Source organism: Bradyrhizobium sp. CCBAU 11430, assembly GCF_028128855.1.
Lineage (GTDB): Bacteria > Pseudomonadota > Alphaproteobacteria > Rhizobiales > Xanthobacteraceae > Bradyrhizobium > Bradyrhizobium ottawaense.
Map to the genome: position 1 here is coordinate 1 of NZ_LBJV01000034.1, position 23,999 is coordinate 23,999.

The window sequence follows — 23,999 nt, forward strand, 5'->3', positions numbered from 1 at the left end:
GATCGGAACGCTGCGCGGCATCAGATTGGAATACCTGCGCGCGATCATTGGAATCTGCATGCTGGCGACAGTGCATTGCCGGGACGATCTACAAAAATGGTCGTTCGGTCACAGCAAGCTTTCGTCGGATGAAGCAAGGAAGATCGCCAAGGCAATCACCCGCATCCCAGCGTTCATGATGCAGCGGCGCGGGTTCTACTTGCGGGGTCAGGGCAACTATCGCTGGAAGCCGGCGCAGCCGTACCATGTTGCTTTCGAGGATGGATACATTCGCGCGCACTGGCATGTCTTCAGCGAGATGTCCCGCCTCAACGGCATCCCCTTCGACTCGACCGGCGAGAAAATCCAGCGCGGCGGCTTGTGGTGCGTCTACGAGTTCGGGCAGCAGTTCGATGCAATGATGATGTGGAATCGCTTTGAGGGTCGATGGTTGCGCGACGAAGAGTTTTCATACCCAGAGCGCCCAGAGAACATACCGACGATGAAGGAAGTAGCCCCCGTGAAATCGTGGAATACTAAGCCGCCTGACCTTCGGCGATAGAGCAAAATGACTGCGGAGCAAAACGGAGCAAAATTTCCGCTCCGCTCAATGCGCTCGCGGCTAAGTCGTTGAAGTTTTGGCGATCCCGGCATGACTCGAACATGTGACCTACGGTTTAGGAAACCGACGATCTGGCGACGTCCCGGTCGTCCGTAGCGATCTCCATGGAACTTCTTGGTCCACTTTTGCTCCAATCACCAAAGTCTTTCACCCCAGCGGATCAGTGCTCAAGCAAAACTGAATTGGCCTTACCGGACAACTAGCGGCGGTTCAGCTGGCAGGAACTTGGCGGCTCATCGTCATCAAAAAACTCTAGCGCGCGGACGGGTTGGCTAACGGCATGTACAGTCCCCTACACCCGATTAGGGTCGGGCGGGTTTATCCAACAACGGAGAACCCAAATGCCGATCCTCAAGTCCCTCTCGTTCACCGCACTGCCCAAGGTCGCCAGCGATCCGGTGCACATGCGCCGGACCAAGTTCATTACCAAGCTGGAGGAGCAGAAGCTGCTCCTCAACGACCCTAACCACGTCAGGACCGTCCAGCGTTGGACCAAGGTCAACGGCGAGCGTCAGGCCACGACCAAACAGCAGGCGGTCCGGCCCTGGTGGAAGACAGACGCGAGCGGACAGGTGGTCATGTCGATCAAGTTCGGTGCCAAGCCGATCGAGTTTGAGAAAGGCAAGGCCGGCATCGTCGTCGGCTCCAAGGACAAGCTGCCGGCCGTCATCGACGCCCTGATCGGAGCTGTGCGGGCTGGCGAGTTGGACGACCACTTCAGCCAGGCGGCCAAGACTGGCGGTATCGGTAAGTCCCGCAAGGCTGCCTGACCATACAGAGCGGGCTGGGTAACAGTAGTGCTCCCAGCCCGTCTCGCCTCAGTTGGGTCGGGTATTCGCCCGCAGGGCCACGCCGGAGCCCTCCGATCTGGACGGACTTTCCACCGGACACGCGTTGCTCCCGCGACGGTTCGATCTCCCAAGCTCAGTAGCACACACGTCCAGCCACCTGCGGCATTGAAGTAAGCCGGAGATGCTGGACGCGACTTGCTGCCGCAAATGAGCTACTGGACGTCTTGTCATATACCGGTCGGCCGCCTCGGCTGAGGTTGCTCGTCCGCGCCCAAACCCCGGCCAGCTCGCGACGCTACGGATACGTCCGACCGATTTTGGCAGTGATCAGCTTGGACGTGCAGCTAAAGTTCGGCTTAACGGCTTGGATCGGCTGGACGTCATCCCCTACTTGGCCAGGGTGAGCCGGGACGGGACGGGATTGGTCCGATCTCAATCCAAAGTCGGGTGAGCTGGAAGGGACCGGAAAGGGCTCAGCTAACCTTCCGGCGGGGACCGGCCCGGCTCGGCTTCCGAAAGAACTCGGCTGGGTCCACGTCCAGGATCTTTGCCAGCTTCTCGACGATCTCCAGGCCAACGTAGGTCACGGCCCGTTCGACCCTGCTTAGGTAGGCCCGGTCCACCCCAGCATCATTAGCCAGTCGCTCCTGGGACAGCTTCCGGTCATGCCGGATGCGCCTGAGGTTGGTCGCGAAAACTTGGCGGAGGTCCATGTACGGACCAGACCAACCTGTGGTTTATTCGCCCACGGCTTTAAAGCCTCAAACGATCAGCATCACCAATAACGAGGGGCTAAAGTGAAAAAGATTAGCGCGACAGTGACCTTGCTCCTACTCTTGGGTATTCCGCTGGCCGTCGCAAACATTCAAACGCTGTACTCGTGGTTTCCGGCGCTAAAGCCCGCTCTCGCAGCTGCGATCGATGTGGCTACCGGCTACGTCCCACCAGCAGGGCCGTCACTACGGGTGACACATGAATGCAGGTATCTGGATCGAAAGGCTACGCAGTGTTGGGATCATTTGAAGATCGTCTCGATCACCGAGCAGCCCGTCACTATCGAAAAGGTTGTCGTAAACGGCAGGCCAGAGTGCGTCCCGGACGACGGTGTCGCCAATTTCGCCATGCTGTTGGCAGCTCAGTTTATCAATGTGACCAACAGGACGATTAAGACGGGAGATGCGTATGGCATCGGGCTGAGGTGCGAACCAGTGTCGGTGAAGATCGTCACCGACAAGGGGACCTGGACCGGAGGGGCCGGTGGCTGATCAAGCCGTTTTTTGGTGGCAGTGGACAGGCCTACCATGGGCTAGGCTAAGTCAAAAAATTATGTGGGGTGGAATGTGGTACCCTACTGTCAGCAATACCGAAAAACTAAACTTGTCATGGGCTTGATGACTAATCGTGGCGGAGAGAGTGGGATTCGAACCCACGGTACGGTTTCCCGCACACACGCTTTCCAAGCGTGCGCCTTAAGCCACTCGGCCATCTCTCCGGAGCGCCCTCTCTTGAAGGGGCGCCGATGATTTTGCAAGGGATCGCCGGGAAATCGGGTGAATTTTCCGTAAGATATTGTATTTACGGGATAATATCTGGCACGGCAGATGCCATGACCCTCCTGCCGGCTGAACCGGTGACGGGTTTGGCGCGACGATTCACGTAAGAACAGCAAACACGACCGGGGACGCCATGACCATCCGCAGCACCATCGTCGCCCTTGGCCTGATTTCGGCCCTTGGCTCCGCCTTCGCCGTGCCCGCCGCCGCCCAGGTCTGCACCCGGCAAGGGGTCGATGTCAGCTGCAACGACGGCCGGCGCGGGGTGCTGTCGGGCGATGCCATCATCTGGCCGGACGGCACGCGCTCGAGCTCGGCGCCGCATCCGAGCGTGATCATCGGCAACAAGAGCTCGGTGCATGTCGGGCCCGGCGTGTTCGTCGGCCAGGGCAAGGGCATGGCGCCGATGGACGATCCCAACGCGCCGAACAAGCGGCAATGCGCGATTTTGGATGGGGTGTCGTATTGCTATTGAGGCCGCAGTCGTACGCCGTCATGCCCGGGCTTGTCCCGGGCATCCACGTTCTTAAGGACTTGGGGTGAGACGTGGATGGCCGGGACAAGCCCGGCCATGACGCGGAATCCTATATCAGCCTTACGCCTGAGATCGCCGACTTCAGCCAGCGCAGAGCCTGCGGCGGCTGCGTGGCGAGCGGGGTGACAGCGGCCTTCTCGGTCCGGCACTTCTCGAGCTCGGCGACGAAATCGGCCGACCATTGCTGGATGGTGTGGCCGCGCAGCTTCTTCATCATCGCGTCCCAGCGCATCTTGCGCTCGGTGAGCGGCATCGCGGCGGCGATCGCAATCGCGCGGGCCATGCCGTCGATGTCGTGCGGATTGACGACCAGCGCGGCATCGAGCTCGTTGGCCGCGCCTGCGAATTTCGACAGCACCAGCACGCCGGGATCGGCCGGGTTTTGCGCGGCGACATATTCCTTGGCGACGAGGTTCATGCCGTCATGCAGCGGCGTCACCACGCCGATCTGCGCGGTCCGGTAGAGCCCTGCGAGCACCGCCTGGCTGAAGCCCTTGTTCAAATAGCGGATCGGCGTCCAGTCGACCTCGCCGTGGCGGCCGTTGACGTCGGTGACGAGGCGCGCGACATCGTTCTGCAGATTGCCATAGGCTTCGATGCCGCCGCGCGAGGGGTTGGCGATCTGCAGCAGCGAGATGCTGCGCAAGAATTGCGGCTGTTCGGTCCAGAGCCGGTCGAACGCGCTGATGCGGTTGACGAGGCCCTTCGAATAGTCGAGCCGGTCGACACCGATCGCGAGGCGCTCGCCATTGAGGCTGCGCCGCAGCCGCGACACGTCGGGATGCGAGGCCGATTTCGCCGCGTATTGCGCAAACTTCTCCGCATCGATTCCGATCGGGAAGACCTCGCAGCGGGTGCGGCCATGCTGCGAAATCGCAACGCCGTCCTCGACGGCGAGGCCAAGCTCGCTCGCGACGTAGCCGAGAAAATTCTGGCAATCCTCCTCGGTCTGGAAGCCGAGCAGATCGTAGGCCAGCATTGCCGTGATCAACTCGCGATGATTGGGCACGCCCTGCATCACCGCGGCGACCGGCCACGGCGTATGCAGGAAGAAGCCGATCGGATCGTCGACGCCGAGATCACGCAGTTCGGCGCCGAGCGCGAGGAAATGATAATCCTGAACCCAGAACGCGGTCTTGGCTTTTCGGAAGCGCATCAAGGCGCGCGCCATGAAGGCGTTGACCTCGCGATAGCTGACGTAATCGTCGCGCGAGACGCGGATCAAATCGCTGCGCGAATGCAGCGCGGGCCACAGCGCCGAATTGGCAAAGCCTTCGTAATAGCCGCCGTAATGCGCCGCCGGCAGATCCAACGTCGCAATCGCGCCCGATCCGAGCGCTTCGATCTCCGCGAACGGCTCCTTCTGATGGCCGTCGCGCACGCGGCCCGAAGAACCCACCCAGATCGCGCCCGAATGTTCCACCACCGGCAACAAGGCCGCCGCGAGGCCGCCCGTCATGGGCTCGTTAGGCTTGCCGCGCGCGACGCGATTCGAAACGACGACTAAATTCACAGGTCGTCCCCTCCTGTTTCATTCCACCCCGTTTAACTGCCGTTCATCAATATGGTTCCTGTCATCGTTTCAACCAATTGAAACCAAAATCGGGCACGCGCGTTGGAACTGGTTTCGCTTCGGGAACCCGAGATTTCGTTGCAAAGTCAGCTTATGCGGCCATGTTGCGCAGCACGCTTAGCGGCGCGCGACGGCGCCGTTCCCAAAGCATCATGTCTGTGACGCGGCCTTGCCTTTATTTCACCTCGGGTCGAGCAGGCGGGCAAGGAACGCACGCACATCGTTCGGCGCGTCGAAATGGCCATTCACGCCCATGGCACGGCGACCGACGGAGAAGGCAAGCCCATCCATGTCGGGCATGATCGCGAACACGGTTTCATCGGTGACGTCGTCACCGATGAAGATCGGACGCCGTCCTTTGAACGGCTCCCGCTTCATCAGTTCGCGCACGCCGGTCGCCTTGGTGAATCCGGAATGCTTGATCTCGCAGACGAACTTGCCGGGCAGCACTTCGATCGGCGCATTGGGCAGGTCGGCGCGGATCACCGAGACCGATTCGTAGATCGCTTTCTCCGCGTGCGGCGCGAGGCGGTAATGCAGCGCGAGTGAATACCCCTTGTCCTCGAGCAGAATGCCGGGCGAAAGCTTGGCGATGGCGGCCAGGCGCCGCTTCAGCTCCTTGTCCAGCGGCGGGGCGTGCACGTCATCGGCCTCACTGTCGATCGACAGCCGCATCTCCGCGCCGTGGCCGGCGACGGCGCGGAACACATCGGGTGCGAAGATCAGGTCGATGTCGTTGAGCGAGCGGCCGCTGACCAGCGCCAGCGCGCCGGAAGTGCGCTCGGTCAACCGGTTCAGCGTGTCCGACAGGCCCGGCGGCACCCACACTTCGCGCGGCGTCGGCATCAGGTCGAGCAGCGTGCCGTCGATGTCGAGCAGAATCGCGATCTCGTCGAGATGCGGCACCAGCGCATGCGGCACCGGCACCGCATCGGGTGCTTCGTCGTCCGGCATGGTGCGCTTCTGGTCCAACGCCATTTCTGCAAATTCCGATTTCATCAGTCTACTCCATAAAGGCGAGCGGCCGCGCGATTTGTTCGAGCGATTTGCGCTCCGCAGGGACGGCATAGCGCCACGCCACGATCGCGGCCGCGATCATCAGGGCTGACCCCAGCAGATAGCCGGCGAACACGCTGGTGCGCGATCCCGTGTCGATCAGCACGCCGAACAGCGCCGGCCCGATCACGCCGCCGATGCCGGTGCCGACCGCGTAGAACACCGCGATCGCCAGCGCGCGAACTTCGAGCGGAAAGGTCTCGCTGACGGTGAGATAGGCCGCGCTCGCGGCCGGCGAGGCGAAGAAGAAGATCACCATCCAGGCGATGGTCTGCCCCTGCGCCGAGAGGACGCCGATGGAGAACAGATAGCCCGAGATCGCCAGCAACAGGCCCGACACGCCATAGGTGAACATGATCATGATGCGGCGCCCGAGCGTATCGAACAGCCGGCCGAGCAGCAGGGGCCCAAGGAAATTGCCGGCGGCGAAGGGGAGCAGGTACCAGCCGACATGATCGGCGCTGATGCCGTAGAAATCGGTCAGCACCAGCGCGAAGGTGAAGAAGATGGCATTGTAGAAGAAGGCCTGCGCACTCATCAGCACGAGGCCGACCAGCGCGCGCTGGCGATATGCCGAGAATAGCGTGTGCACGACCTCGCGGATCGGCGTGTGATCGCGCATCTTCAGCCGGATCTTTGTGAAGCGTCCGTCGCTCGTATCCTGGTCGTGTCCGATCACCGAGCGTTCGATCTCGTCGACGATTGCGTGGGCCTGATCGGGGCGGCCATGGATCATCAGCCAGCGCGGACTCTCCGGAATCCACATCCGCATCAAGAGCACGACGAGGCCGACGGTCGCGCCGATGAGATAAGCCAGGCGCCAGCCGAGATCGGGGTTGATCACGGCAGGATCCAGCAGCACGATCGACGCCACCGCGCCCATTGCGGCCCCGATCCAGAAACTGCCGTTGATGACGAGATCGGTCCAGCCGCGATAGCGCGCCGGCACCAGCTCCTGGATGGTCGAGTTGATCGCGGTGTATTCGCCGCCGATGCCGGCACCGGTGAGGAAACGAAACAGCGCGTAGCTCGCGACATTCCATGACAGAGCGGTCGCGGCCGTCGCCGAGAGATAGAGTGCCAGCGTGATGAAGAACAGCTTCTTGCGGCCGATGCGGTCGGTCAGCCAGCCGAAGCCGAGCGCACCGAGCACGGCGCCGGCGAGATAGGCGGAATTGGCAATGCCGAGATCGAGATTGGTGAATTGCAGCGACGGGCTCTGCTTCAGCGCACCGGAGAGCGCACCGGCCAGCGTCACCTCGAGTCCGTCGAGGATCCAGGTGATGCCGAGCGCCAGCACGACGCGAGTGTGAAAGCCGCTCCAGGGCAGCGCGTCGAGCCGCGCGGGGATACTGGTCTCGACGATGCGATCGGCCGCGGCTGCCGCGACCACAGGAGCATAGTTCGGCGCTGGGCTTTGCTGCAATTCCATCGGGTTGTTGTGTCTGATCAATGGAAGCGCCCCCGGCTCACATGACGTGGACGGGGTTGATCCGATCATCGGGGTGCGGCATTCCGCCTGCCACCTGCGACAACGTCTGCGGCGAGGCCGGGTTCCCACGGGAACGCCCTTCGTACCGCTCGTTTCCGATGGAGCCGCAAGGAGTTGACGCATGGCTCATGTCAGAAAGACGACACAATCCCGCAAAACAGCCTTGCGCAGGACGACGAGCGCCAAGCGCGGCGCCGTGCGGACGAGTGCGAAGCGCGCTGTCGATGCTGACCTTCTACATCAACCGCGCAAACTCCGTTGTCGTCCCGGACAAGCGGAGCTCTTGGCAACGCGTAGCGTTGCCGGGAGCGGAGCGCTGATCCGGGACCCATAACCACAGGGAGTGGTTTGGCGAAGACTCGGAGTTGCCCGCTCGCTCCATATCCGCTCCCTGTGGTTATGGTTCCCCGCTTTCGCGGGGACGACAGCGGAGAGTGGGGTGACAGCCGATCGTCTAACTCAGCACGAACCCAAGCAACTTACGCCGCCCGGATATTCCCCATGAAGCGATCGAGCTCGGCGCGCAGGCGGGTGCTTTCGGATGACAGTGTCTTGGCCGAGTGCAGCACTTCCTCGGAGGCCGAGCCGGTCTCGGCGGCGCCGCGGTTGACCTCGCCGATGTCGGTGGCTGCGGTCTGGGTACCCTGCGCGACGGTCTGGACGCTGCGCGCGATCTCCTGCGTCGCCGCGCCCTGCTGCTCGACCGCGCTGGCGATCGAGGTCGAGATCGACGAGATCTGTCCGATGGTCGCACCGATCTCCTTGATCGCGGCTACCGATTCGGCCGTGGCGCCCTGCATGCCCGTGATGTGCGAGGAGATCTCGTCCGTGGCCTTCGCGGTCTGGCTCGCCAGCGACTTCACTTCGCTGGCAACCACGGCGAACCCGCGGCCGGCTTCACCGGCGCGTGCCGCCTCGATGGTGGCGTTGAGCGCGAGAAGATTGGTCTGCTCGGCAATCGCCGTGATCAGCTTGACCACCTCGCCGATCTGCTGGGCGGCATGCGAGAGCTTGCCGATGCGCCCGTCGGTCTCCTTGGCCTGGACCACGGCAGCTTCCGCAATCCGGCTGGAGTCGCGGACCTGGCGGCCGATCTCCTCGACCGAGGCCGAGAGCTCTTCCGTCGCGGTGGCGACCGACTGCATGTTGGAGGACGCCTGCTCGGAGACGCCGGCGACCTGGCTCGACAGGCTCTGGGTGGTCTCGGCGGGGCGGGTCAGCGTGGAGGCCGCCGATTCCAGCTGCACGGCCGAGGCCGAGACGTTGGAGACGATGGCGCCGACCGCGCTCTCGAAATCGTCGGCGAAGCGGATCAGCTCGGAGCGGCGGGCAGCGCTCGCCTCCCTGTTCTGGGCTTCGCTGGCGGCGGCATCGCGCTCGGCTTTTGCCACGGCTTGAACCTTGAACTCCTCGACCGCACCGGCCATCTCGCCGATCTCGTCCTTGCGGCCGAGACCCGGCAGCACCACGTCGAAATTGCCCGAGGCCAGCTCACGCATCGCCTTGCACATCGCGATCATCGGACGCGAGATGCCGTTGCCGAGCCACAGGGCCAGCACGGCACCGATGGCAAGGCCGCCGAGCGCCATCATCAGCATCAGTTGCTCGGTCTCTCCGATCGTCGCGTTGGCGCTCGCCTCGATGCGCTGCTGGTCAGCAGTCAAATCCGAACGCAGCTCGGCCGAGAGCTTGAGGATGGTCGCCGCCGTCTTGGTCATCTCACCGTTCGACTTGACGATGATCTTCACGTTCTCGGTCAGCTTTGAGAAGGAGGTGCGGTACTGCTTCAGCAGATTGCCGATCTCGGTGACGCGGTCGGTGATCTTCTGGTCGCTGGCATAGATCGAGACCAGCAGGGTCTCCAGGAATTTGATGCGGGCGATCACGCCGTCGGCGGTCTTCGGCTCCGGCTTGGCGACGAAGGCGCTGACCGAGGTGGAGACAGCCAGATATTGCGAGGTGATGTCCTTGGCCGTGGTCTGGACCGATGCCAGCCCCGCCAGCGCGGCGGTATCGGCGAGGTCGTCGAACTTGAAGCGGATCTTGTTGCCGACGCTGTTGAGCTCATCGGCCGCGATCTTGTTGTTCTCGCGCGTCAGGACGATGTTCTCCCCGAACACCTTCGTGAAGCGCTGAAACTCGGCCTCCAGCTTGCCGACCTGCTCGCGGCGGGCGGCGCCTGTCGTGGCGGACATCGACTTGGCGATCGCGCTCTTCAGATTGTCTTCGGCGGCCTTGGCTGCGGTCTCGTCATCCCCCGCCCCCGTCAGGGTATAGGCCCGAGCCAGTCCCTGATAGGCGATCAGCTCGCGATCGACCGTCCGGGCGAGGTCGGCTTCCGACACGCTGGTGCGGTAGGAAGCCACGGCGGCCTGGATCCGCTCGAAGCCGAAATAGGCGAAAGCCATGCTGACGGCGAGGATGGCTAGCACCGCCACGAAGCCGAGGATGATTTTTGCGCGAAAACGCAAGCTTGGCAGCTTCGATTGGTTCGACTTCGACTTGACCGACATTCCCCCACCCCATTCCATTCGCGGAAAACCAGGCGCAGCCCGGAAGCAGCCCGCTTCCTGACTCGCCCGCACGGTAATCGGCAAAGGATAAGCTGTGGTAAATTTGTGGCGCCGCAACTCGCGGTTAGGTGACGCGGGGATTTGTTAAGGCGCGCTTTTCCGCGCCGTTACAAATGCCGTCATAAATTAAGTGCGGGCACCAAATCTCCGTTGTCGTCCCGGACAAGCGGAGCTCTTGGCAACGCGTAGCGTTGCCGGGAGCGGAGCGCTGATCCGGGACCCATAACCACAGGGAGTGGTTTGGCGAAGACTCGGAGTTGCCCGCTCGCTCCATATCCGCTCCCTGTGGTTATGGTTCCCCGCTTTCGCGGGGACGACAGCGGAGAGTGGGGTGACAGCCGATCGTCTAACTCAGCACGAACCCAAGCAACTTACGCCGCCCTGATATTCCCCATGAAGCGATCGAGCTCGGCGCGCAGGCGGGTGCTTTCGGATGACAGTGTCTTGGCCGAGTGCAGCACTTCCTCGGAGGCCGTGCCGGTCTCGGCGGCGCCGCGGTTGACCTCGCCGATGTCGGTGGCTGCGGTCTGGGTGCCCTGCGCGACGGTCTGGACGCTGCGCGCGATCTCCTGCGTCGCGGCACCCTGCTGCTCGACCGCGCTGGCGATCGAGGTCGAGATCGACGAGATCTGGCCGATGGTCGCACCGATCTCCTTGATCGCGGCTACCGATTCGGCCGTGGCGCCCTGCATGCCCGTGATGTGCGAGGAGATCTCGTCGGTGGCCTTCGCGGTCTGGCTCGCCAGCGACTTCACTTCGCTGGCAACCACGGCGAACCCGCGCCCGGCTTCACCGGCGCGTGCCGCCTCGATGGTGGCGTTGAGCGCGAGAAGATTGGTCTGCTCGGCAATCGCCGTGATCAGCTTGACCACCTCGCCGATCTGCTGGGCGGCATGCGAGAGCTTGCCGATGCGACCGTCAGTCTCCTTGGCCTGCACGACGGCAGCTTCCGCAATCCGGCTGGAGTCGCGGACCTGGCGGCCGATCTCCTCGACCGAGGCTGAGAGCTCTTCCGTCGCGGTGGCGACCGACTGCATGTTGGAGGACGCCTGCTCGGAGACGCCGGCGACCTGGCTCGACAGGCTCTGGGTGGTCTCGGCGGTGCGGGTCAGCGTGGAGGCCGCCGATTCCAGCTGCACGGCCGAGGCCGAGACGTTGGAGACGATGGCGCCGACCGCGCTTTCGAAATCGTCGGCAAAGCGGATCAGCTCGGAGCGGCGGGCAGCGCTCGCCTCCCTGTTCTGGGCTTCGCTGGCAGCGGCATCGCGCTCGGCTTTTGCCACGGCTTGAACCTTGAACTCCTCGACCGCACCGGCCATCTCGCCGATCTCGTCCTTGCGGCCGAGACCCGGCAGCACCACGTCGAAATTGCCCGAGGCGAGCTCACGCATCGCCTTGCACATCGCGATCATCGGACGCGAGATGCCGGCGCCGAGCAGGAAGGCGAGGACCGCACCAAGCAGCGTACCGCCGATGGCGAGCATCAGAACCAGTTGCTCGGTCTTCCCGATCGTCGCTTCCGATTCCGAATCCAGCCGCTGCTGGTCGGCGACGAGGTCCGCCTTCATGGCGGTGGCGCCTTGCAGGATCGCACCGGCCGAACCGCTCATCTCGGTGACGAGCCCGTCGACCAACTTGGCGTTGGCGATCAGCTTCTCCAGCGCTTCGCGATAGGCGCCGAGGATGGTCTTGGCTTCCTTCAGGCCGGCGACGATCTTGTCGTCCATCGAATAGACCGCGCCGAGCGAGTTCTCCACGAATTTCAGCCGCGCCAGCGCGCTGGTCGCGATCGCCTGATCGGACGTGAGCACGAAATTGGTGGCTGCAGCACTCGCGGTTTGGAACTGGGCGTTGACCTGCTTGGTACCGAACTCGATCGACTGGGCCTCGGAATCGGAAGCGTTGTTACCGATATCGTCCAGCTTGTACTTCAGGAGATTGGCTTGGCGCTGCAACTGGTTCTGCACCAGCAACGTGCTGTCACGCTTGGCCTGCAGAACCTTGGCGAAGGTTGCGGAGAAGTTCGCAAACTCCTTGGCGAGCTTGTCGAGGCTCTCCCCCCGCGCCGGGGTCTTGGCGCTCTTCACGGCCTGGTCGATGGCGTTCTTCAGGCTGGCCTCGGCCTCGAGCGCCGCCTTGGCGTCATCTTCCTTGCCGGTGACGACGAAATATTTGACGGCCGAACGGTAGCCGAGCAGCTCGCGGTCGATGTTGCGGGCGAGGTCGGCCTCCGACACGCTGCTGCGGTAGGACCCGACCCCGGCCGAAACCCGCTCGAAGCCGAAATAGGAGAAGGCCATGCTGCCGGCGGAGATCGCCAGCACGACCGCGAAACCCAGGATGATCTTGGCGCGGAACCTCAGGGTGGGAAATATTGTGCGCTTTGACGGCGACGCGATACGCCCGAACATTCCCACCCCCATTACTTATTCCAAACAGCCGCGATCCGAAGGCGCCCCGCCTCCCCGACCGCATGCGCAAAACTAAGGCAGAATCGTCAAGGGGCGGTAAATTCCTCCGGCTCGCAATCCCGGGCTGCGCAAGCACCAGACCGGCGACTTCCGGGCCGGACACCGCGCGACTTGTTGCGGGTAGAATGAAAAAGCCCTACTGTTTTCGGCACTTGGCGGCAGATCTTGGCGACAGACCAAGCCGGTCCTTGAGGAGAGAAACGAAGTGGGGCAGGCCGATCTTCGGTTTGGCGGTTCGTCCAGCGTTGCGGTCGCGAAATCGAAAGCTCCGACCGTCGACGAGGCCGTTGCCGAGCTGGTCGCCCAGCTTCCGTCGGACGAGCTGGCCCTGGTCCTGGTCTTCCTCTCCCCCCGCTACGATCCTCATCGGTTCATCGCCGAGATCACGAGACACTTTGCGGACACGCCGGTCTGCGGCTGCACGACGGCAGGCGAGCTGGCGCCGGACGGCTGGGACGAGAACAGCGTTGTCGCGATGACGTTCAGCCAGGCTGACTTCAACGCCGTGGTCCGGCCGATCCTGAATCTCGCCAATTTCCACGTCGAGGACGGCCGCCGGATCGGCAGCGAGCTTCGCCACGAGCTGCTGCGGGCAACCTCGGAGGTCAGCGGCCGCAACCCGTTCGGCCTAGTGCTGATCGACGGCATGTGCCGCCGCGAAGAAGCTGTGATGTCCGCCCTCTATGCCTCGCTCGACAATATCCCGATCGTCGGCGGGTCGGCGGGCGACGGCCTGCGCTTCGAAAGGACCTGGGTGTTCTTCGACGGCAAGGCCCACACCGACGCGGCTCTCCTCATTCTCCTCAACACGTCGCTGCCGTTCCGCGTGTTCAAATGCGACAATTTCGAGCCCACCACACAGAAGATGGTGGTCACCGAGGCCGATATCGAGCAGCGCGTCGTCAAGGAATTGAACGCCGAGCCTGCCGCCGCGGAATATTCCCGTGCCGTCGGAATCATCGACGCCAAGCTCGACCCGTTCTCCTTCGCATCCCATCCGGTGCTGGTCCGGGTTGGCGGGTCCTATTATGCGCGGTCGATCCAGCGCGTCGATCCCGACGGCTCGCTGCGCTTCTTCTGCGCGATCGACGAGGGCATGGTGCTGACGACGGCAACCTCGTGCAGCCTGGTCGGAGCCACCCGCGACGCCTTCGCGGAAACCCGTGACCAGATCGGCGACGTCTCTCTCTATATTGGCTTCGAATGCCTGCTACGCCGGCTGGATGCCGAGCAGCATCAGCTTTCACGCGAAATGTCCGAGCTGTACCGGCAGAACCGCGTCGTCGGGTTCCATACCTACGGCGAACAGTTCGGCTCGATGCACGTGAACCAGACCTTCACCGGCGTCGCCATCGGCAGGCGGCCGACGTAACGGAGCCGACGTGGCAGAGACCTGGCAGGATGCCGAAACGATCGAGCAGCTCCGGCGGGAGTCGGTCAAGCTGAAGAAGATCAATGCGGCGCTGATGTCGCGCGTCGAGCGGTCGATGGACCAGCAGCTCAATGCGTTCTCACTGTTCGAAACCGCAATTGCGCTCGACCATCAAGTTCGCGACCGGACGCATCAGTTGCGGGATGCCCTGCGTTCGGTCGAGCGGGCCAACGAAGGCTTGTACCGCGCCAAGCAGCAGGCCGAAGCTGCAAGCTCGCTGAAATCGTCCGTGTTGATCTCGGTCACCCACGATCTCCTGCAGCCGCTGAACGCGGCACGCCTGACCCTGTCGGCCCTCACCGAGATGATGGAGTCGCAGGAAGCAGGCCTGCTCATCGACCAGGTCGACCGCTCCCTGGTCACGCTGGAAGACCTGCTCCGCTCGCTTCTGGAGATCGCGAAGCTCGATGCGGGCGCGCTCCGGCCCGACGTGCGGCCGATCGCGCTTGGGCCGCTGCTCGACCAGCTCCGCGACGAGTTCGAGCCGATCGCCTGGAGGCAGGGACTGTCCCTGCGCGTCCGCAGCTCGCCGCTCGCGGTCCTGTCCGACCCGATGATGCTCCGGAGGATCCTGCAAAATCTGCTCGCGAATGCGATCCGTTATACCCGCAGCGGCGGCGTCATCATGGGATGCAGACGGCGTGGCGATCGCATCGCGATCCAGATCTCCGATACCGGGCCCGGAATTGCGCAGGCGCAGCAGGAGGCGATCTTCCGGGAGTTCCAGCGCGGCGACGCGAGCGCGACCGACCAGGCCGGCTTCGGCCTCGGACTTTCGATCGTGCGCCGCTTCGCGACGGCGCTCGGCCACGAGGTGCGGCTGTCGTCGCATGTCGGCCGCGGATCGACCTTTGTGCTCGAGCTGGAGCAGGCCGATCGCGCCGATGTCAGCGACGACCTGCAGGAGATGAAGCCCGCAGACCTGCACTATGGCGGTCTGGGAGGGGCCAAGATCCTGCTCATCGAGAACGACGCCTCGGGCGCGGAGGCGCTGGCCGCCTTGCTGGAAGGATGGGGCTGCGACGTCGCGACCACGAGATCCGCCGCGGATGCCGCCCAGCGCTTGAGTGAGCTCGGCGGCACGCCGGACGCCATCATCGCCGATCTCCATCTCGATCACGGCGAAAGCGGATTGTCGGCCGTCGAGGGAATCCGGCAGCGGTTGAAGTCGGACGTGCCGGCGATGATCATCACCGCGGATTATTCCGAAAAGGCTGCGGCGGAAGCCAGCCGCCACGGGCTGGAAGTGCTGAAGAAGCCGATCAGGCCGGCGGAAATGCGCGCGCTGCTGTCGTTCCTGCTGAGCTAAAGCATGATCCGGAAAAGTGCGCAGCGGTTTTCCGGAAAGATCATGCTTAAACAACAACCTAAAGCGCGATGACGATTCATCCTGATCGCATATCGCGCTTTAGTTCATCACCTCGCGTCGCATCGGCTGCGAACGAGGTGGCAATCATGCCTGCGGATCGGTCCGGGCGCGGTCGCGCTTCGCGGCCGCTCCCGAGCCCGCCAGCGTCGCAAAATCGATCTTCGACATTTCGACGATCGCCTTGGTGCGGCTCATCACGTTCAGCTTGCGCAGGATATCCGAGACGTGAACCTTCACGGTGGTCTCGGAGATCTTCAGCTCAAAGGCGATCTGCTTGTTCTGCAGGCCGCGCTTGAGCATTTCGAGGACACGCAATTGCTGGGGCGTCAGATCGTGAAGGCGCTTCAGCAGCTCCTGGGCCGCGATCGGCGAACGCTGCGGGCGGGCCAGCGCGCGAAAAGCGGCCGGCAGACACACCGCGCCGCGCACGACTTCGCCGATCGAATGCGCCAGCTCCTGCTTGGACGAGGATTTGAGGATGTAGCCGGATACGCCGAGCGACAATGCGCCCGAGATGATCTGCGCGTCCTGGTGCCCCGACACGATGACGACGGGAATGCGCGGAAACGCCTTGCGGATGCGGATGATGCCGGACAGTCCGGTCGTCCCGGGTATCGACAAGTCGAGGAGAATGAGGTCGACATCGGGCCTCGACGCCAACAATTCGAGCGCACCGTCGATCGAGTTGGCCTGAAGCATCTCGGCATCCGGCGTCGCCATTTGCAGCGCTCCCTCGAGCGCCTCGCGAAACAGCGGATGATCCTCGACAATCAGAAACCGCATCAGATTTGGGCCGTTCCCAGCTCGTCACCGAAGTCAGCGATCAGACCGGCGAGCATGCCGTCGCCGGAGCAACCCGGCTTGATCCAGATCAAATCGGACCAGCAGCTCATTGCGGCCTCCCGCGATCGATCCTCGGATGGGGCCGCTGCCGCGGATCCGGCAGATCGACCTTGCCGATCTCGACGATCGCCTTGTTGCGGCTGAACAGTCCGAGCTTGCGCAGGATCTCGGTGATGTGCGCCTTCACAGTCGATTCGGCGAGTTGAAGCTCCTGCGCGATCTGCCGGTTCGGATAGCCGCGGCGAAGGAGATCGAGCACGCGAAGCTGCTGCGGCGTCAGTTCGCGAAGCTTGACCCTGAGTGCCTTGCTGCTGTCGGCCCGCTTCCGCTGCGGCTCCGCCACGAAATCCTTCGGCACCGACACCGATCCGCCGAGCACGCCTTCGATCGACTGCGCGAGCTCGCGCTTGGACGTGGATTTCGGCAGATAGCCGGCAGCACCCAGCGCCAGTGCCTCGCGGACCACATGCTGATCCTCCTCGCTCGAGACGATGGCGACCGGCAGGCGCGGATAGGTCTCGCGCAGCCTGAGAAAGCCGGAGAAACCGGTTGCGTCGGGAAGCGAGAGATCGAGCAGCGCAAGGTCGATCCCCCGTTCGACCGAAAGCACCCGTAAGGCGTCCTCGATCGACATCGCTTCCAGAATGCGGGCCTCCGGCAGCGCCAGCCGCACGGCATTGCCGAGCGCCTCGCGAAACAGCGGATGATCGTCGATGATCAGGAAGCTGGTCATGGCACCTTCCCCGGGGTCCATCGCGCTGGCGCATCCATCGGACGTTCGTGCCGATGGATGCGAAACGGACCCTAGAACATCTCCCCGATGCCGTCCGGTCAAGACCATTCAGTCGTTCGATTCGGCCTGAACCGTCAGCAGAAAGGCGTAGATGTTGTCGAACTGGCTGTCGGTGAAGACCTCTTTCCAGGACGGCATGCCCTTGGCCGGACGCCCCTCATGCACCGTGGTCAGGAATTTCTCTCGCATCTCGTCGCCGTAGCGGTGACGTAGCAGCCTCAGATCGATCTTCCGCTCGCTCTGGATCGCGTCGGGACCATGGCAATGCGCACAGGTGCCGTTGAAGATCTCCTTGCCCTGACCGACAGCTTCGGCATTTGACGCCAGCGCGTCGCCCTTGGTCTCGGTCGCGACGACGCTGGCCACATGCGCCGCGCCGGTCCCGGCTCCGGTCGTGGTTCCCGCCGGCGTCTGCACGGCATTGAAGTGGAGAGCCTGACCGGTCGGCAGGCCATACTTCACCTTGAGGTCGGCGATGGTCCGCTCGAGGTCCGGCAAGACCGCATCGATCTGGTCGCGCAGGTCTGTCGAGGCCTTCGCGAAGCCGATCGCCGCGTCCCACGACAAACCTTCGCCTTCGGTGAGCTGAACGCGATACCGATCCTGGTAGACGGTCTTGTTCAGCCAGCCGGCCACGGGTCCCCAGATAAAGGCGACGTCGGCCTTGCCCCGATCGAGCGCCTGCATGCCTTCCTCGGGCGACAGCACCGTCACCTTCTGGATGTCGTCACGCGTCGCCAGGAGGTTCTGTGGCGTGCTGGCGAACTGCACGGCGACCCGCTTGCCCCGGAGTTCGTCGATCCCGGAGACCGTCCGGTCCTTTGCCGTCACGAGGGCGTAACCCTCACGCGCAACCGTGCTCGAGAAGATGACGGCTGGCCCCATGAAATCCTCGGAGCGCGGCAGGCCGATCATGGCGTCGCACTGCTTGCCGAGCAGCGTCACGCGGACGGTGCGCTTGCCGAAATACGATTTGTACCAGTCGTAGGCGATCGGCCGCCCGAGCGCCCGCGCCAGCGCCTGCCCGATCTCGACATAGAGGCCGGGTTGCGAGGGGCTGTTGCTCGAGAACGGAAGATTGGTCGGATCGGCACAGAGCCGGAACGGCTTCACTTCGTCGGCGCGGCTTGTGGCGGCTGGCACGATGAGCGCGGAACCGGCAACACATGCAAGTAAAGCTGCGATGGCGCGACGTCTGCTATTGCCAAGGCCAGAACGATTTGGACGCATCCTCACCTCCCGTGGTTGGGCATCGTGGCGTCACGTTGCGACAAGGCCCTGCCTCGGCCGCAACGACGCGATCACACTTTGGGAAAAGAGCGCGTGTATCCCCTCACCTCGGGATACACGCGCCAGTGGTCACTGGACGGAGAACACGAAGAGCGAGCCGCCCTCGGGAGCTGCAGCCGTCATCTTCTTGCCAACCTCGCCCAGGAACGCGGGCAGTGCTGCCGTACGGCCGACGACGATGGCGACGTATTGCTTGCCGTCGACCATGTAAGTCACAGGACCCGCACCGATGCCGGAGCCGAGATTCTTGCTCCAGAGCATTTTGCCGGATTTCGCATCGATCGCGCGGAAATCGCCATGGATGTTGCCGGCGAACACCAGGCCCCCGCCAGTGGTCAGCGTGCCGCCATTGAAAGGCAGGTCTTCCTTGATGGACCAGACTTTCTTCTGGTTGACGGGATCCCAGGCCACGAGCTCGCCGAGGAAGCCACCGGGGCCTTCCTTGGTCGGGAATTCGGCGCCGAGATAGAACACGCCGCGCTTGTAGGCGACGTCACTGACCGACCAATCCATGCAGACATTGTTGGAGGGAATGTAGACGAGGCCGGTCTGCGGGTTGAACGACATCGGCTGCCAGTTCTTGCCGCCGATCAGATTGGGGCAGATGTCCTTGGCGGGATGGCCGGGGCCCGGACGCTTGTCGGGATCCTCGACCGCGCGCATGGTGGCGAGATCGAATTTCTGCGCCCAGTTCGAGAAGACGTACTTCTCTGCCGAAAGAACCTTGCCGGTCTCGCGGTTGGCGACGAAGAAGAACCCGTTGCGATCCGCCTTCATCAGCGCCGGAACGTTGCTGCCGCCGATGTTGAGGTCGGCGAGCACGGCCTCGTTCACGCCGTCATAGTCCCAGGCGTCGGCGGGCGTGGTCTGGATATGCCACTTGATCTTGCCGGTGTTCGGGTCGAGGGCCAGCGTCGAGGCCGTGTAGAGGTTGGTCAGCTTGCCGAAATCGCCGTTGCCGGTCGAGCGCACGGCAGTGTTCCACGGCCCGGGATTGCTGGTGCCCCAATACACGGTATCGGTCTTGGGATCATAGGAGCCGACCAGCCAGGCCGCGCCGCCGCCATGCTGCGCGGAATCGCCCTTCCAGGTATCGCCGCCGGGCTCCTCCGGCGTGGGAACGGTAAAGGTCTGCCAAGCGAGCTTGCCGGTGTTGATGTCGAAGGCCTGAAGCGCGCCGCGCACGCCGTACTCGCCACCGCCGAAGCCGGTGATGACCTTGTCGCGCACGACCAGCGGCGGCGAGGTGATGACCGAGCCCTGCTTGTAATCGACCACCTTCGCCGTCCACAGCGCCTTGCCCGTCGCAGCGTCGAGCGCCGTCAGCTTGCCGTCGAGCCGGCCGACGAAGATCTTGCCGTCAGCGTAGGAGACGCCGCGATTGTTCACGTCGCAGCAGGCGTATTGCAGCACGTCGTCCGGAATCTCCGGCTCGTAGGTCCACTTGCGCGCACCGGTCGCGGCGTCGAGCGCGTAGACGTATTTCGGCCCCCATGACGTCGAGACGTACAACGTGTTGCCGATGACGATCGGCGAGGATTCGTTCGAGCGCAGCGATGCAAGCGAGAACGAATAGGCAAGCGACAGCTTGCCGGCGTTCTCGGCGTTGATCTGGTTGAGCGGGCTGAACCGCGTGTTGGCGTAGTCGTGGCCCGCCACCGCCCATTGATTGGAATCGGATTGCGCTTTGAGCAGTGAATCGTTGGCGCGAACGCCAATCGTGCCGGCGCCCAGCATCGCGATCATCGAAATGCCGGCCAAGAAGCCCCTCGTTCCAAAGGTCATTATTCCCTCCGTGATGTTGCTTTGCGCGCCACGTTGGGCGCCGATGCGCTTTTGCGCTTTCGATACGCAGTTCGCCTGCGAACCATCACGGAAATTACAGCATCGACTTTTCGCGCTTAGTATAGGCGGAAGGTAGTAGTGCAAATCACTGTCAGGCTTGGCCACTCATCTCGTTGTCGGCACTCGCTTCTTGTCGCTCGTTGGCAGCTCGAAACCAGTGATTGGATTGCGGCAACATCGTGCAGCCATCCGCGCGTTCCGTCGAAAGTCGGCATCAGCGACGTCCACAAATCACGACGACGGTTCAACCGCGACGGATGGCCGCGGGGCGTTACGAAATCCGTCAATGTCACGGTGTCGTTGTCGCTCGCTTTGACCGGCCCGCCTTCAGAACGACGGTGGGCGCTCGATTGGCGAAGCCATCTCGAGAGATCGGTTGTCTTCTTCGCGTCCATTGATCGCCAGGGGGTACAGGCGGACTTGGTCAGTCCGCTTCCCGGCAGCCCCCCGAGGCGGCCCGGCTCGTCGTGGGCGATCAACGCTTCAATGAAATCAATGGCTTACCGCGCCAAATCCTACTACCAAGATCGCGATTACAAAGTTGCCCGGCCGTGCTCCTATTTGCGGAACGACGACAAGAATCCCAAGGGAGAGACAATCGGCGGCGCCAAGGACCGACATCCGCGGGGCGAGCAACCTTCGCGCGATGGCAGAGGTGGACGCCGCGGAAGACGAGAGACCATCTCCTTGCAGGTTTCGGACAGGTCGCGCCATGCGCTGGCGGCGGCACGGATCGCTGTTGTCTGATCGCGGCGCCTCGACGACCGTTTCGTGACGCCGGCGACCCAAAATCCCAGTTGCAAAGTTTCATCGCGCTGTTTCTAATTGGAATAATTACAAACATTCTGGGAGGACGACATCGTGTCTACAGTCAAACTGACGGTGAACGGCAAGGCCGTTGCTGTCGACGTCGAGGACCGCACGCTGCTGGTCCAACTGCTGCGCGATCACCTCAATCTCACGGGTACCCATGTCGGCTGCGACACCAGCCAGTGCGGCGCCTGTGTCGTGCACATGGACGGCCGCGCGGTGAAATCCTGCACCATGCTGGCGGGCCAGGCCGACGGGGCCAGCATCACCACCATCGAAGGCATCGCCAAGGGCGACGAGCTGCACCCGATGCAGGCCGCCTTCCGCGACAATCACGGCCTGCAATGCGGCTATTGCACGCCGGGCATGATCATGTCGGCGATCGACATCGTGCATCGTCACGGCGGCCAGCTTGACGAGGCGACCGTCCGAACCGAGCTGGAAGGCAATATCTGCCGCTGCACCGGCTACCACAACATCGTCAAAGCCGTGCTGGATGCAGCCGGGCGCATGAAGGTCTCGCAGGCGGCCGAGTAAAGCGGCACGCCTCGAAAAGAACCACGGCTGCAGCTTTCGAGGGAAAGCGCGGTCAAAGAAATTTCCGGTCGGGAGGACCAGACATGGGTGTAGAAGGCATCGGCGCGCGAGTCGTGCGCAAGGAAGACAAGCGTTTCATTACCGGCAAGGGCCGGTACGTGGACGACATCAAGCTGCTGGGCATGACCCATGCCCATTTCATCCGCAGCCCGCACGCACACGCCAAGGTGAAGGGGATCGATTCCTCCGCCGCGCTGAAGATGCCGGGCGTGGTCGCGGTGCTCACGGGCCAGCAGATTGTCGACGACAAGGTCGGCAACCTCATTTGCGGCTGGGCCATCACCTCCAAGGACGGCAGCCCGATGAAGATGGGCGCATGGCCGGCGATGGCGCCGGAGACTGTGCGCTTCGTCGGTCAGGCCGTCGCGGTCGTGATCGCCGACAGCAAGAATCTGGCGCGCGACGCGGCCGAGGCCGTCGTCGTGAATTATGAAGAGCTCCCGGCGGTCGCCGACGTCCAAGCCGCGATCAAGTCTGGCGCGCCGCAGCTTCACCCCGAAGCTCCCGGCAACCAGGTCTATGACTGGGTGATCGGCGACGAGGGTGCCACCGATGCCGCCTTCGCCAAGGCCGCCAATGTGGTCAAGCTCGACGTCACCAACAACCGCCTCGCCCCGAACGCGATGGAGCCGCGCGCGGCGATCGCCGATTACGACGCGGCGGAAGAGCATTTCACGCTCTACACGACCTCGCAGAACCCGCACGTCGCCCGCCTCGTGCTGTCGGCGTTCTACAACATCGCCCCCGAGCACAAGCTGCGCGTGATCGCCCCCGACGTCGGCGGCGGCTTCGGCTCCAAGATCTTCATCTATCCCGAAGAGATGGTGGCGCTGTGGGCCTCCAAGAAGATCGGCCGTCCCGTGAAATGGACCGGCGACCGCACCGAGGCCTTCCTCACCGACGCGCATGGCCGTGACCACGTCACCCATGCCGAGCTGGCGTTCGACGCCAGCAACAAGATCACCGGCCTCAAGGTGAAGACCTACGCCAATTTCGGCGCCTACATGTCGCTGTTCTCGTCCTCGGTGCCGACCTATCTCTACGCGACGCTGCTGTCGGGCCAGTACAACATCCCGGCGATCCACGCCGAGGTGATCGGGGTCTACACCAACACCACGCCGGTCGACGCCTATCGCGGCGCGGGCCGCCCCGAGGCGAGCTATCTGATCGAGCGGCTGATGGAAACGGCGGCGCGGCAGTTGAAGGTCGATCCGGCCGAGCTGCGCCGGACCAACTTCATCACCCAGTTCCCGCATCAGACGCCTGTCATCATGGCCTATGACATCGGGGACTTTAACGCCTCGCTCGATGCTGCGATCAAGGCGATCGACTATGCCGGCTTCCCCGCCCGCAAGGCCAAGGCGAAAGCCGACGGCAAGCTGCGCGGCATCGGCGTGTCCTGCTACATCGAGGCCTGCGGCATCGCGCCGTCGAAGGCGGTCGGCAGCCTCGGCGCCGGCGTCGGTCTTTGGGAATCGGCCGAGGTGCGCGTCAACCCGGTCGGCACCATCGAGATCCTGACGGGATCGCACAGCCACGGCCAGGGTCACGAGACCACGTTCTGCCAGCTCGTCGCGGAGCGCCTCGGCGTTCCCATCAGCCAGGTCTCGATCGTCCATGGCGACACCGACAAGGTGCAGTTCGGCATGGGCACCTACGGCTCGCGCTCGGCGGCCGTCGGCCTCACCGCGATCCTGAAGGCGATGGAGAAGATGGAATCGAAGGCCAAGAAGATTGCGGCGCATGCGCTGGAAGCTTCCGAGGCCGACATCGTCATCGAGAACGGCGAGTTCAAGGTCACCGGCACCGACAAGGCGATTGCCCTGCCGATGGTCGCCCTTGCAGCCTATACCGCGCACAATCTGCCTGACGGGATGGAGCCGGGTCTGAAGGAAAGCGCCTTCTACGACCCCACCAACTTCACCTTCCCGGCCGGCACCTATATCTGCGAGCTCGAGGTCGATCCCGGCACCGGCAAGACCTCCTTCGTCAACTTCGTCGCGGCCGATGATTTCGGCCGGCTGATCAATCCGATGATCGTCGAGGGCCAGGTCCATGGCGGCCTTGTTCAAGGCATCGGACAGGCGCTGCTCGAGCATGCGATCTACGATGCCAACGGCCAGCCGGTCACGGCCTCGTTCATGGACTACGCCATGCCGCGCGCCGACGATGTGCCCTCCTTCAACCTCTCCCACACCACGACGCTGTGCCCGGGCAATCCGCTGGGCATCAAGGGTTGCGGTGAGGCCGGCGCGATCGGCGCCTCTGCGGCCGTGATCAATGCGATCACGGATGCGATCGGCAAGAACAACCTGGAAATGCCCGCAACCCCTGACCGGGTGTGGCGCACGATCCACGCGGCTTAAGAGGGAGGA

18 protein-coding genes and 2 tRNA genes are annotated in these 23,999 nt (G+C 63.5%); 8 read left to right on the forward strand and 12 right to left on the reverse strand.

Annotated elements, in window-relative coordinates; all coding sequences use genetic code 11:
* Nucleotides 1-541: hypothetical protein (locus tag XI04_RS09270; protein WP_271623625.1), on the forward strand; the 541-nt coding region annotated here is incomplete at its 5' end.
* Between the two features lie 77 nt (nt 542-618).
* On the opposite strand, the gene XI04_RS09275 is transcribed toward XI04_RS09270, so the two are convergent.
* Nucleotides 619-715 (reverse strand) — tRNA-Arg (locus tag XI04_RS09275).
* Nucleotides 716-942: 227 nt separating this feature from the next.
* On the opposite strand from XI04_RS09275, the gene XI04_RS09280 reads away from it, so the two are divergent.
* Entirely contained in the window at nt 943-1,371 is a 429-nt protein-coding gene (locus XI04_RS09280; RefSeq protein ID WP_271596120.1) for a DUF6641 family protein, read from the forward strand.
* A 494-nt stretch (nt 1,372-1,865) separates the two neighbouring features.
* Here XI04_RS09280 and XI04_RS09285 read toward each other — a convergent pair whose 3' ends face one another.
* Nucleotides 1,866-2,105, reverse strand: a complete 240-nt coding sequence (locus XI04_RS09285; RefSeq protein ID WP_271596119.1) for a helix-turn-helix domain-containing protein — start codon at nt 2,103-2,105, stop codon at nt 1,866-1,868.
* Nucleotides 2,106-2,189: 84 nt separating this feature from the next.
* Between XI04_RS09285 and XI04_RS09290 the strand changes: the two genes are divergently transcribed.
* The gene (locus tag XI04_RS09290; RefSeq protein WP_271596118.1) at nt 2,190-2,657 is read left to right on the forward strand and encodes a hypothetical protein; all 468 of its coding nucleotides are present in this window, start codon (nt 2,190-2,192) and stop codon (nt 2,655-2,657) included.
* Between the two features lie 137 nt (nt 2,658-2,794).
* Here XI04_RS09290 and XI04_RS09295 read toward each other — a convergent pair.
* Nucleotides 2,795-2,884, reverse strand: a tRNA-Ser gene (locus tag XI04_RS09295).
* 194 nt (nt 2,885-3,078) lie between these two features.
* On the opposite strand from XI04_RS09295, the gene XI04_RS09300 reads away from it, so the two are divergent.
* Nucleotides 3,079-3,420, forward strand: a complete 342-nt coding sequence (locus XI04_RS09300; RefSeq protein ID WP_095425357.1) for a hypothetical protein — start codon at nt 3,079-3,081, stop codon at nt 3,418-3,420.
* Nucleotides 3,421-3,529: 109 nt separating this feature from the next.
* On the opposite strand, the gene XI04_RS09305 is transcribed toward XI04_RS09300, so the two are convergent.
* The 5 genes from XI04_RS09305 to XI04_RS09325 all read right to left on the reverse strand — a co-directional run bounded on the left by XI04_RS09305 (nt 3,530) and on the right by XI04_RS09325 (nt 12,585).
* The gene (locus XI04_RS09305; RefSeq protein ID WP_028142002.1) at nt 3,530-4,993 is read right to left on the reverse strand and encodes a trehalose-6-phosphate synthase; all 1,464 of its coding nucleotides are present in this window, start codon (nt 4,991-4,993) and stop codon (nt 3,530-3,532) included.
* 240 nt (nt 4,994-5,233) lie between these two features.
* The gene (otsB, locus tag XI04_RS09310) at nt 5,234-6,052 is read right to left on the reverse strand and encodes a trehalose-phosphatase (RefSeq protein WP_271608705.1); all 819 of its coding nucleotides are present in this window, start codon (nt 6,050-6,052) and stop codon (nt 5,234-5,236) included.
* A 4-nt stretch (nt 6,053-6,056) separates the two neighbouring features.
* Nucleotides 6,057-7,541: an MFS transporter gene (locus tag XI04_RS09315; RefSeq protein ID WP_028142004.1), complete on the reverse strand. Its 1,485-nt coding sequence runs from the start codon at nt 7,539-7,541 to the stop codon at nt 6,057-6,059.
* Between the two features lie 539 nt (nt 7,542-8,080).
* On the reverse strand, nt 8,081-10,114 hold the full coding sequence (locus XI04_RS09320) for a methyl-accepting chemotaxis protein (RefSeq protein WP_271623626.1): 2,034 nt from the start codon (nt 10,112-10,114) through the stop codon (nt 8,081-8,083).
* 431 nt (nt 10,115-10,545) lie between these two features.
* A complete protein-coding gene (locus tag XI04_RS09325; RefSeq protein WP_271611335.1) occupies nt 10,546-12,585 on the reverse strand; it encodes a methyl-accepting chemotaxis protein in 2,040 nt (679 codons plus the stop codon).
* Nucleotides 12,586-12,850: 265 nt separating this feature from the next.
* Between XI04_RS09325 and XI04_RS09330 the strand changes: the two genes are divergently transcribed.
* Both XI04_RS09330 and XI04_RS09335 read left to right on the forward strand, forming a co-directional pair.
* Entirely contained in the window at nt 12,851-14,017 is a 1,167-nt protein-coding gene (locus tag XI04_RS09330) for an FIST N-terminal domain-containing protein (protein WP_152102079.1), read from the forward strand.
* Between the two features lie 10 nt (nt 14,018-14,027).
* Nucleotides 14,028-15,386 carry a hybrid sensor histidine kinase/response regulator gene (locus XI04_RS09335; RefSeq protein ID WP_271608702.1) on the forward strand — a complete coding sequence of 453 codons (1,359 nt, stop codon included), beginning with the start codon at nt 14,028-14,030 and terminating at the stop codon, nt 15,384-15,386.
* 144 nt (nt 15,387-15,530) lie between these two features.
* Here the strand turns inward: XI04_RS09335 and XI04_RS09340 are convergent, their stop codons facing one another.
* The 4 genes from XI04_RS09340 to XI04_RS09355 form a co-directional block, all read right to left on the reverse strand.
* A complete protein-coding gene (locus XI04_RS09340) occupies nt 15,531-16,229 on the reverse strand; it encodes a response regulator (protein WP_271608701.1) in 699 nt (232 codons plus the stop codon).
* A gap of 106 nt (nt 16,230-16,335) precedes the next feature.
* Nucleotides 16,336-17,022, reverse strand: a complete 687-nt coding sequence (locus tag XI04_RS09345) for a response regulator (protein ID WP_028143914.1) — start codon at nt 17,020-17,022, stop codon at nt 16,336-16,338.
* Between the two features lie 108 nt (nt 17,023-17,130).
* On the reverse strand, nt 17,131-18,312 hold the full coding sequence (locus tag XI04_RS09350; protein ID WP_404536465.1) for a c-type cytochrome: 1,182 nt from the start codon (nt 18,310-18,312) through the stop codon (nt 17,131-17,133).
* 129 nt (nt 18,313-18,441) lie between these two features.
* Nucleotides 18,442-20,157, reverse strand: coding sequence for a PQQ-dependent methanol/ethanol family dehydrogenase (locus XI04_RS09355; protein WP_152102082.1), 1,716 nt, complete (start codon nt 20,155-20,157; stop codon nt 18,442-18,444).
* A gap of 921 nt (nt 20,158-21,078) precedes the next feature.
* Between XI04_RS09355 and XI04_RS09360 the strand changes: the two genes are divergently transcribed.
* A complete protein-coding gene (locus XI04_RS09360) occupies nt 21,079-21,564 on the forward strand; it encodes a (2Fe-2S)-binding protein (protein WP_018321562.1) in 486 nt (161 codons plus the stop codon).
* A gap of 83 nt (nt 21,565-21,647) precedes the next feature.
* Nucleotides 21,648-23,990, forward strand: coding sequence for a xanthine dehydrogenase family protein molybdopterin-binding subunit (locus XI04_RS09365; RefSeq protein ID WP_212477563.1), 2,343 nt, complete (start codon nt 21,648-21,650; stop codon nt 23,988-23,990).
* Nucleotides 23,991-23,999: the final 9 nt, after the last annotated feature.

Bases quoted from the DNA above. Each gene is read 5' to 3' on its own strand.
- XI04_RS09365 (WP_212477563.1), top strand. From the start codon at position 21,648: ATGGGTGTAGAAGGCATCGGCGCGCGAGTCGTGCGCAAGGAAGACAAG.
- XI04_RS09285 (WP_271596119.1), bottom strand. From the start codon at position 2,105: ATGGACCTCCGCCAAGTTTTCGCGACCAACCTCAGGCGCATCCGGCAT.
- otsB (WP_271608705.1), bottom strand. From the start codon at position 6,052: ATGAAATCGGAATTTGCAGAAATGGCGTTGGACCAGAAGCGCACCATG.
- XI04_RS09340 (WP_271608701.1), bottom strand. From the start codon at position 16,229: ATGCGGTTTCTGATTGTCGAGGATCATCCGCTGTTTCGCGAGGCGCTC.
- XI04_RS09280 (WP_271596120.1), top strand. From the start codon at position 943: ATGCCGATCCTCAAGTCCCTCTCGTTCACCGCACTGCCCAAGGTCGCC.
- XI04_RS09345 (WP_028143914.1), bottom strand. From the start codon at position 17,022: ATGACCAGCTTCCTGATCATCGACGATCATCCGCTGTTTCGCGAGGCG.
- XI04_RS09315 (WP_028142004.1), bottom strand. From the start codon at position 7,541: ATGGAATTGCAGCAAAGCCCAGCGCCGAACTATGCTCCTGTGGTCGCG.
- XI04_RS09325 (WP_271611335.1), bottom strand. From the start codon at position 12,585: ATGTTCGGGCGTATCGCGTCGCCGTCAAAGCGCACAATATTTCCCACC.
- XI04_RS09350 (WP_404536465.1), bottom strand. From the start codon at position 18,312: ATGCGTCCAAATCGTTCTGGCCTTGGCAATAGCAGACGTCGCGCCATC.
- XI04_RS09320 (WP_271623626.1), bottom strand. From the start codon at position 10,114: ATGTCGGTCAAGTCGAAGTCGAACCAATCGAAGCTGCCAAGCTTGCGT.
- XI04_RS09300 (WP_095425357.1), top strand. From the start codon at position 3,079: ATGACCATCCGCAGCACCATCGTCGCCCTTGGCCTGATTTCGGCCCTT.
- XI04_RS09355 (WP_152102082.1), bottom strand. From the start codon at position 20,157: ATGACCTTTGGAACGAGGGGCTTCTTGGCCGGCATTTCGATGATCGCG.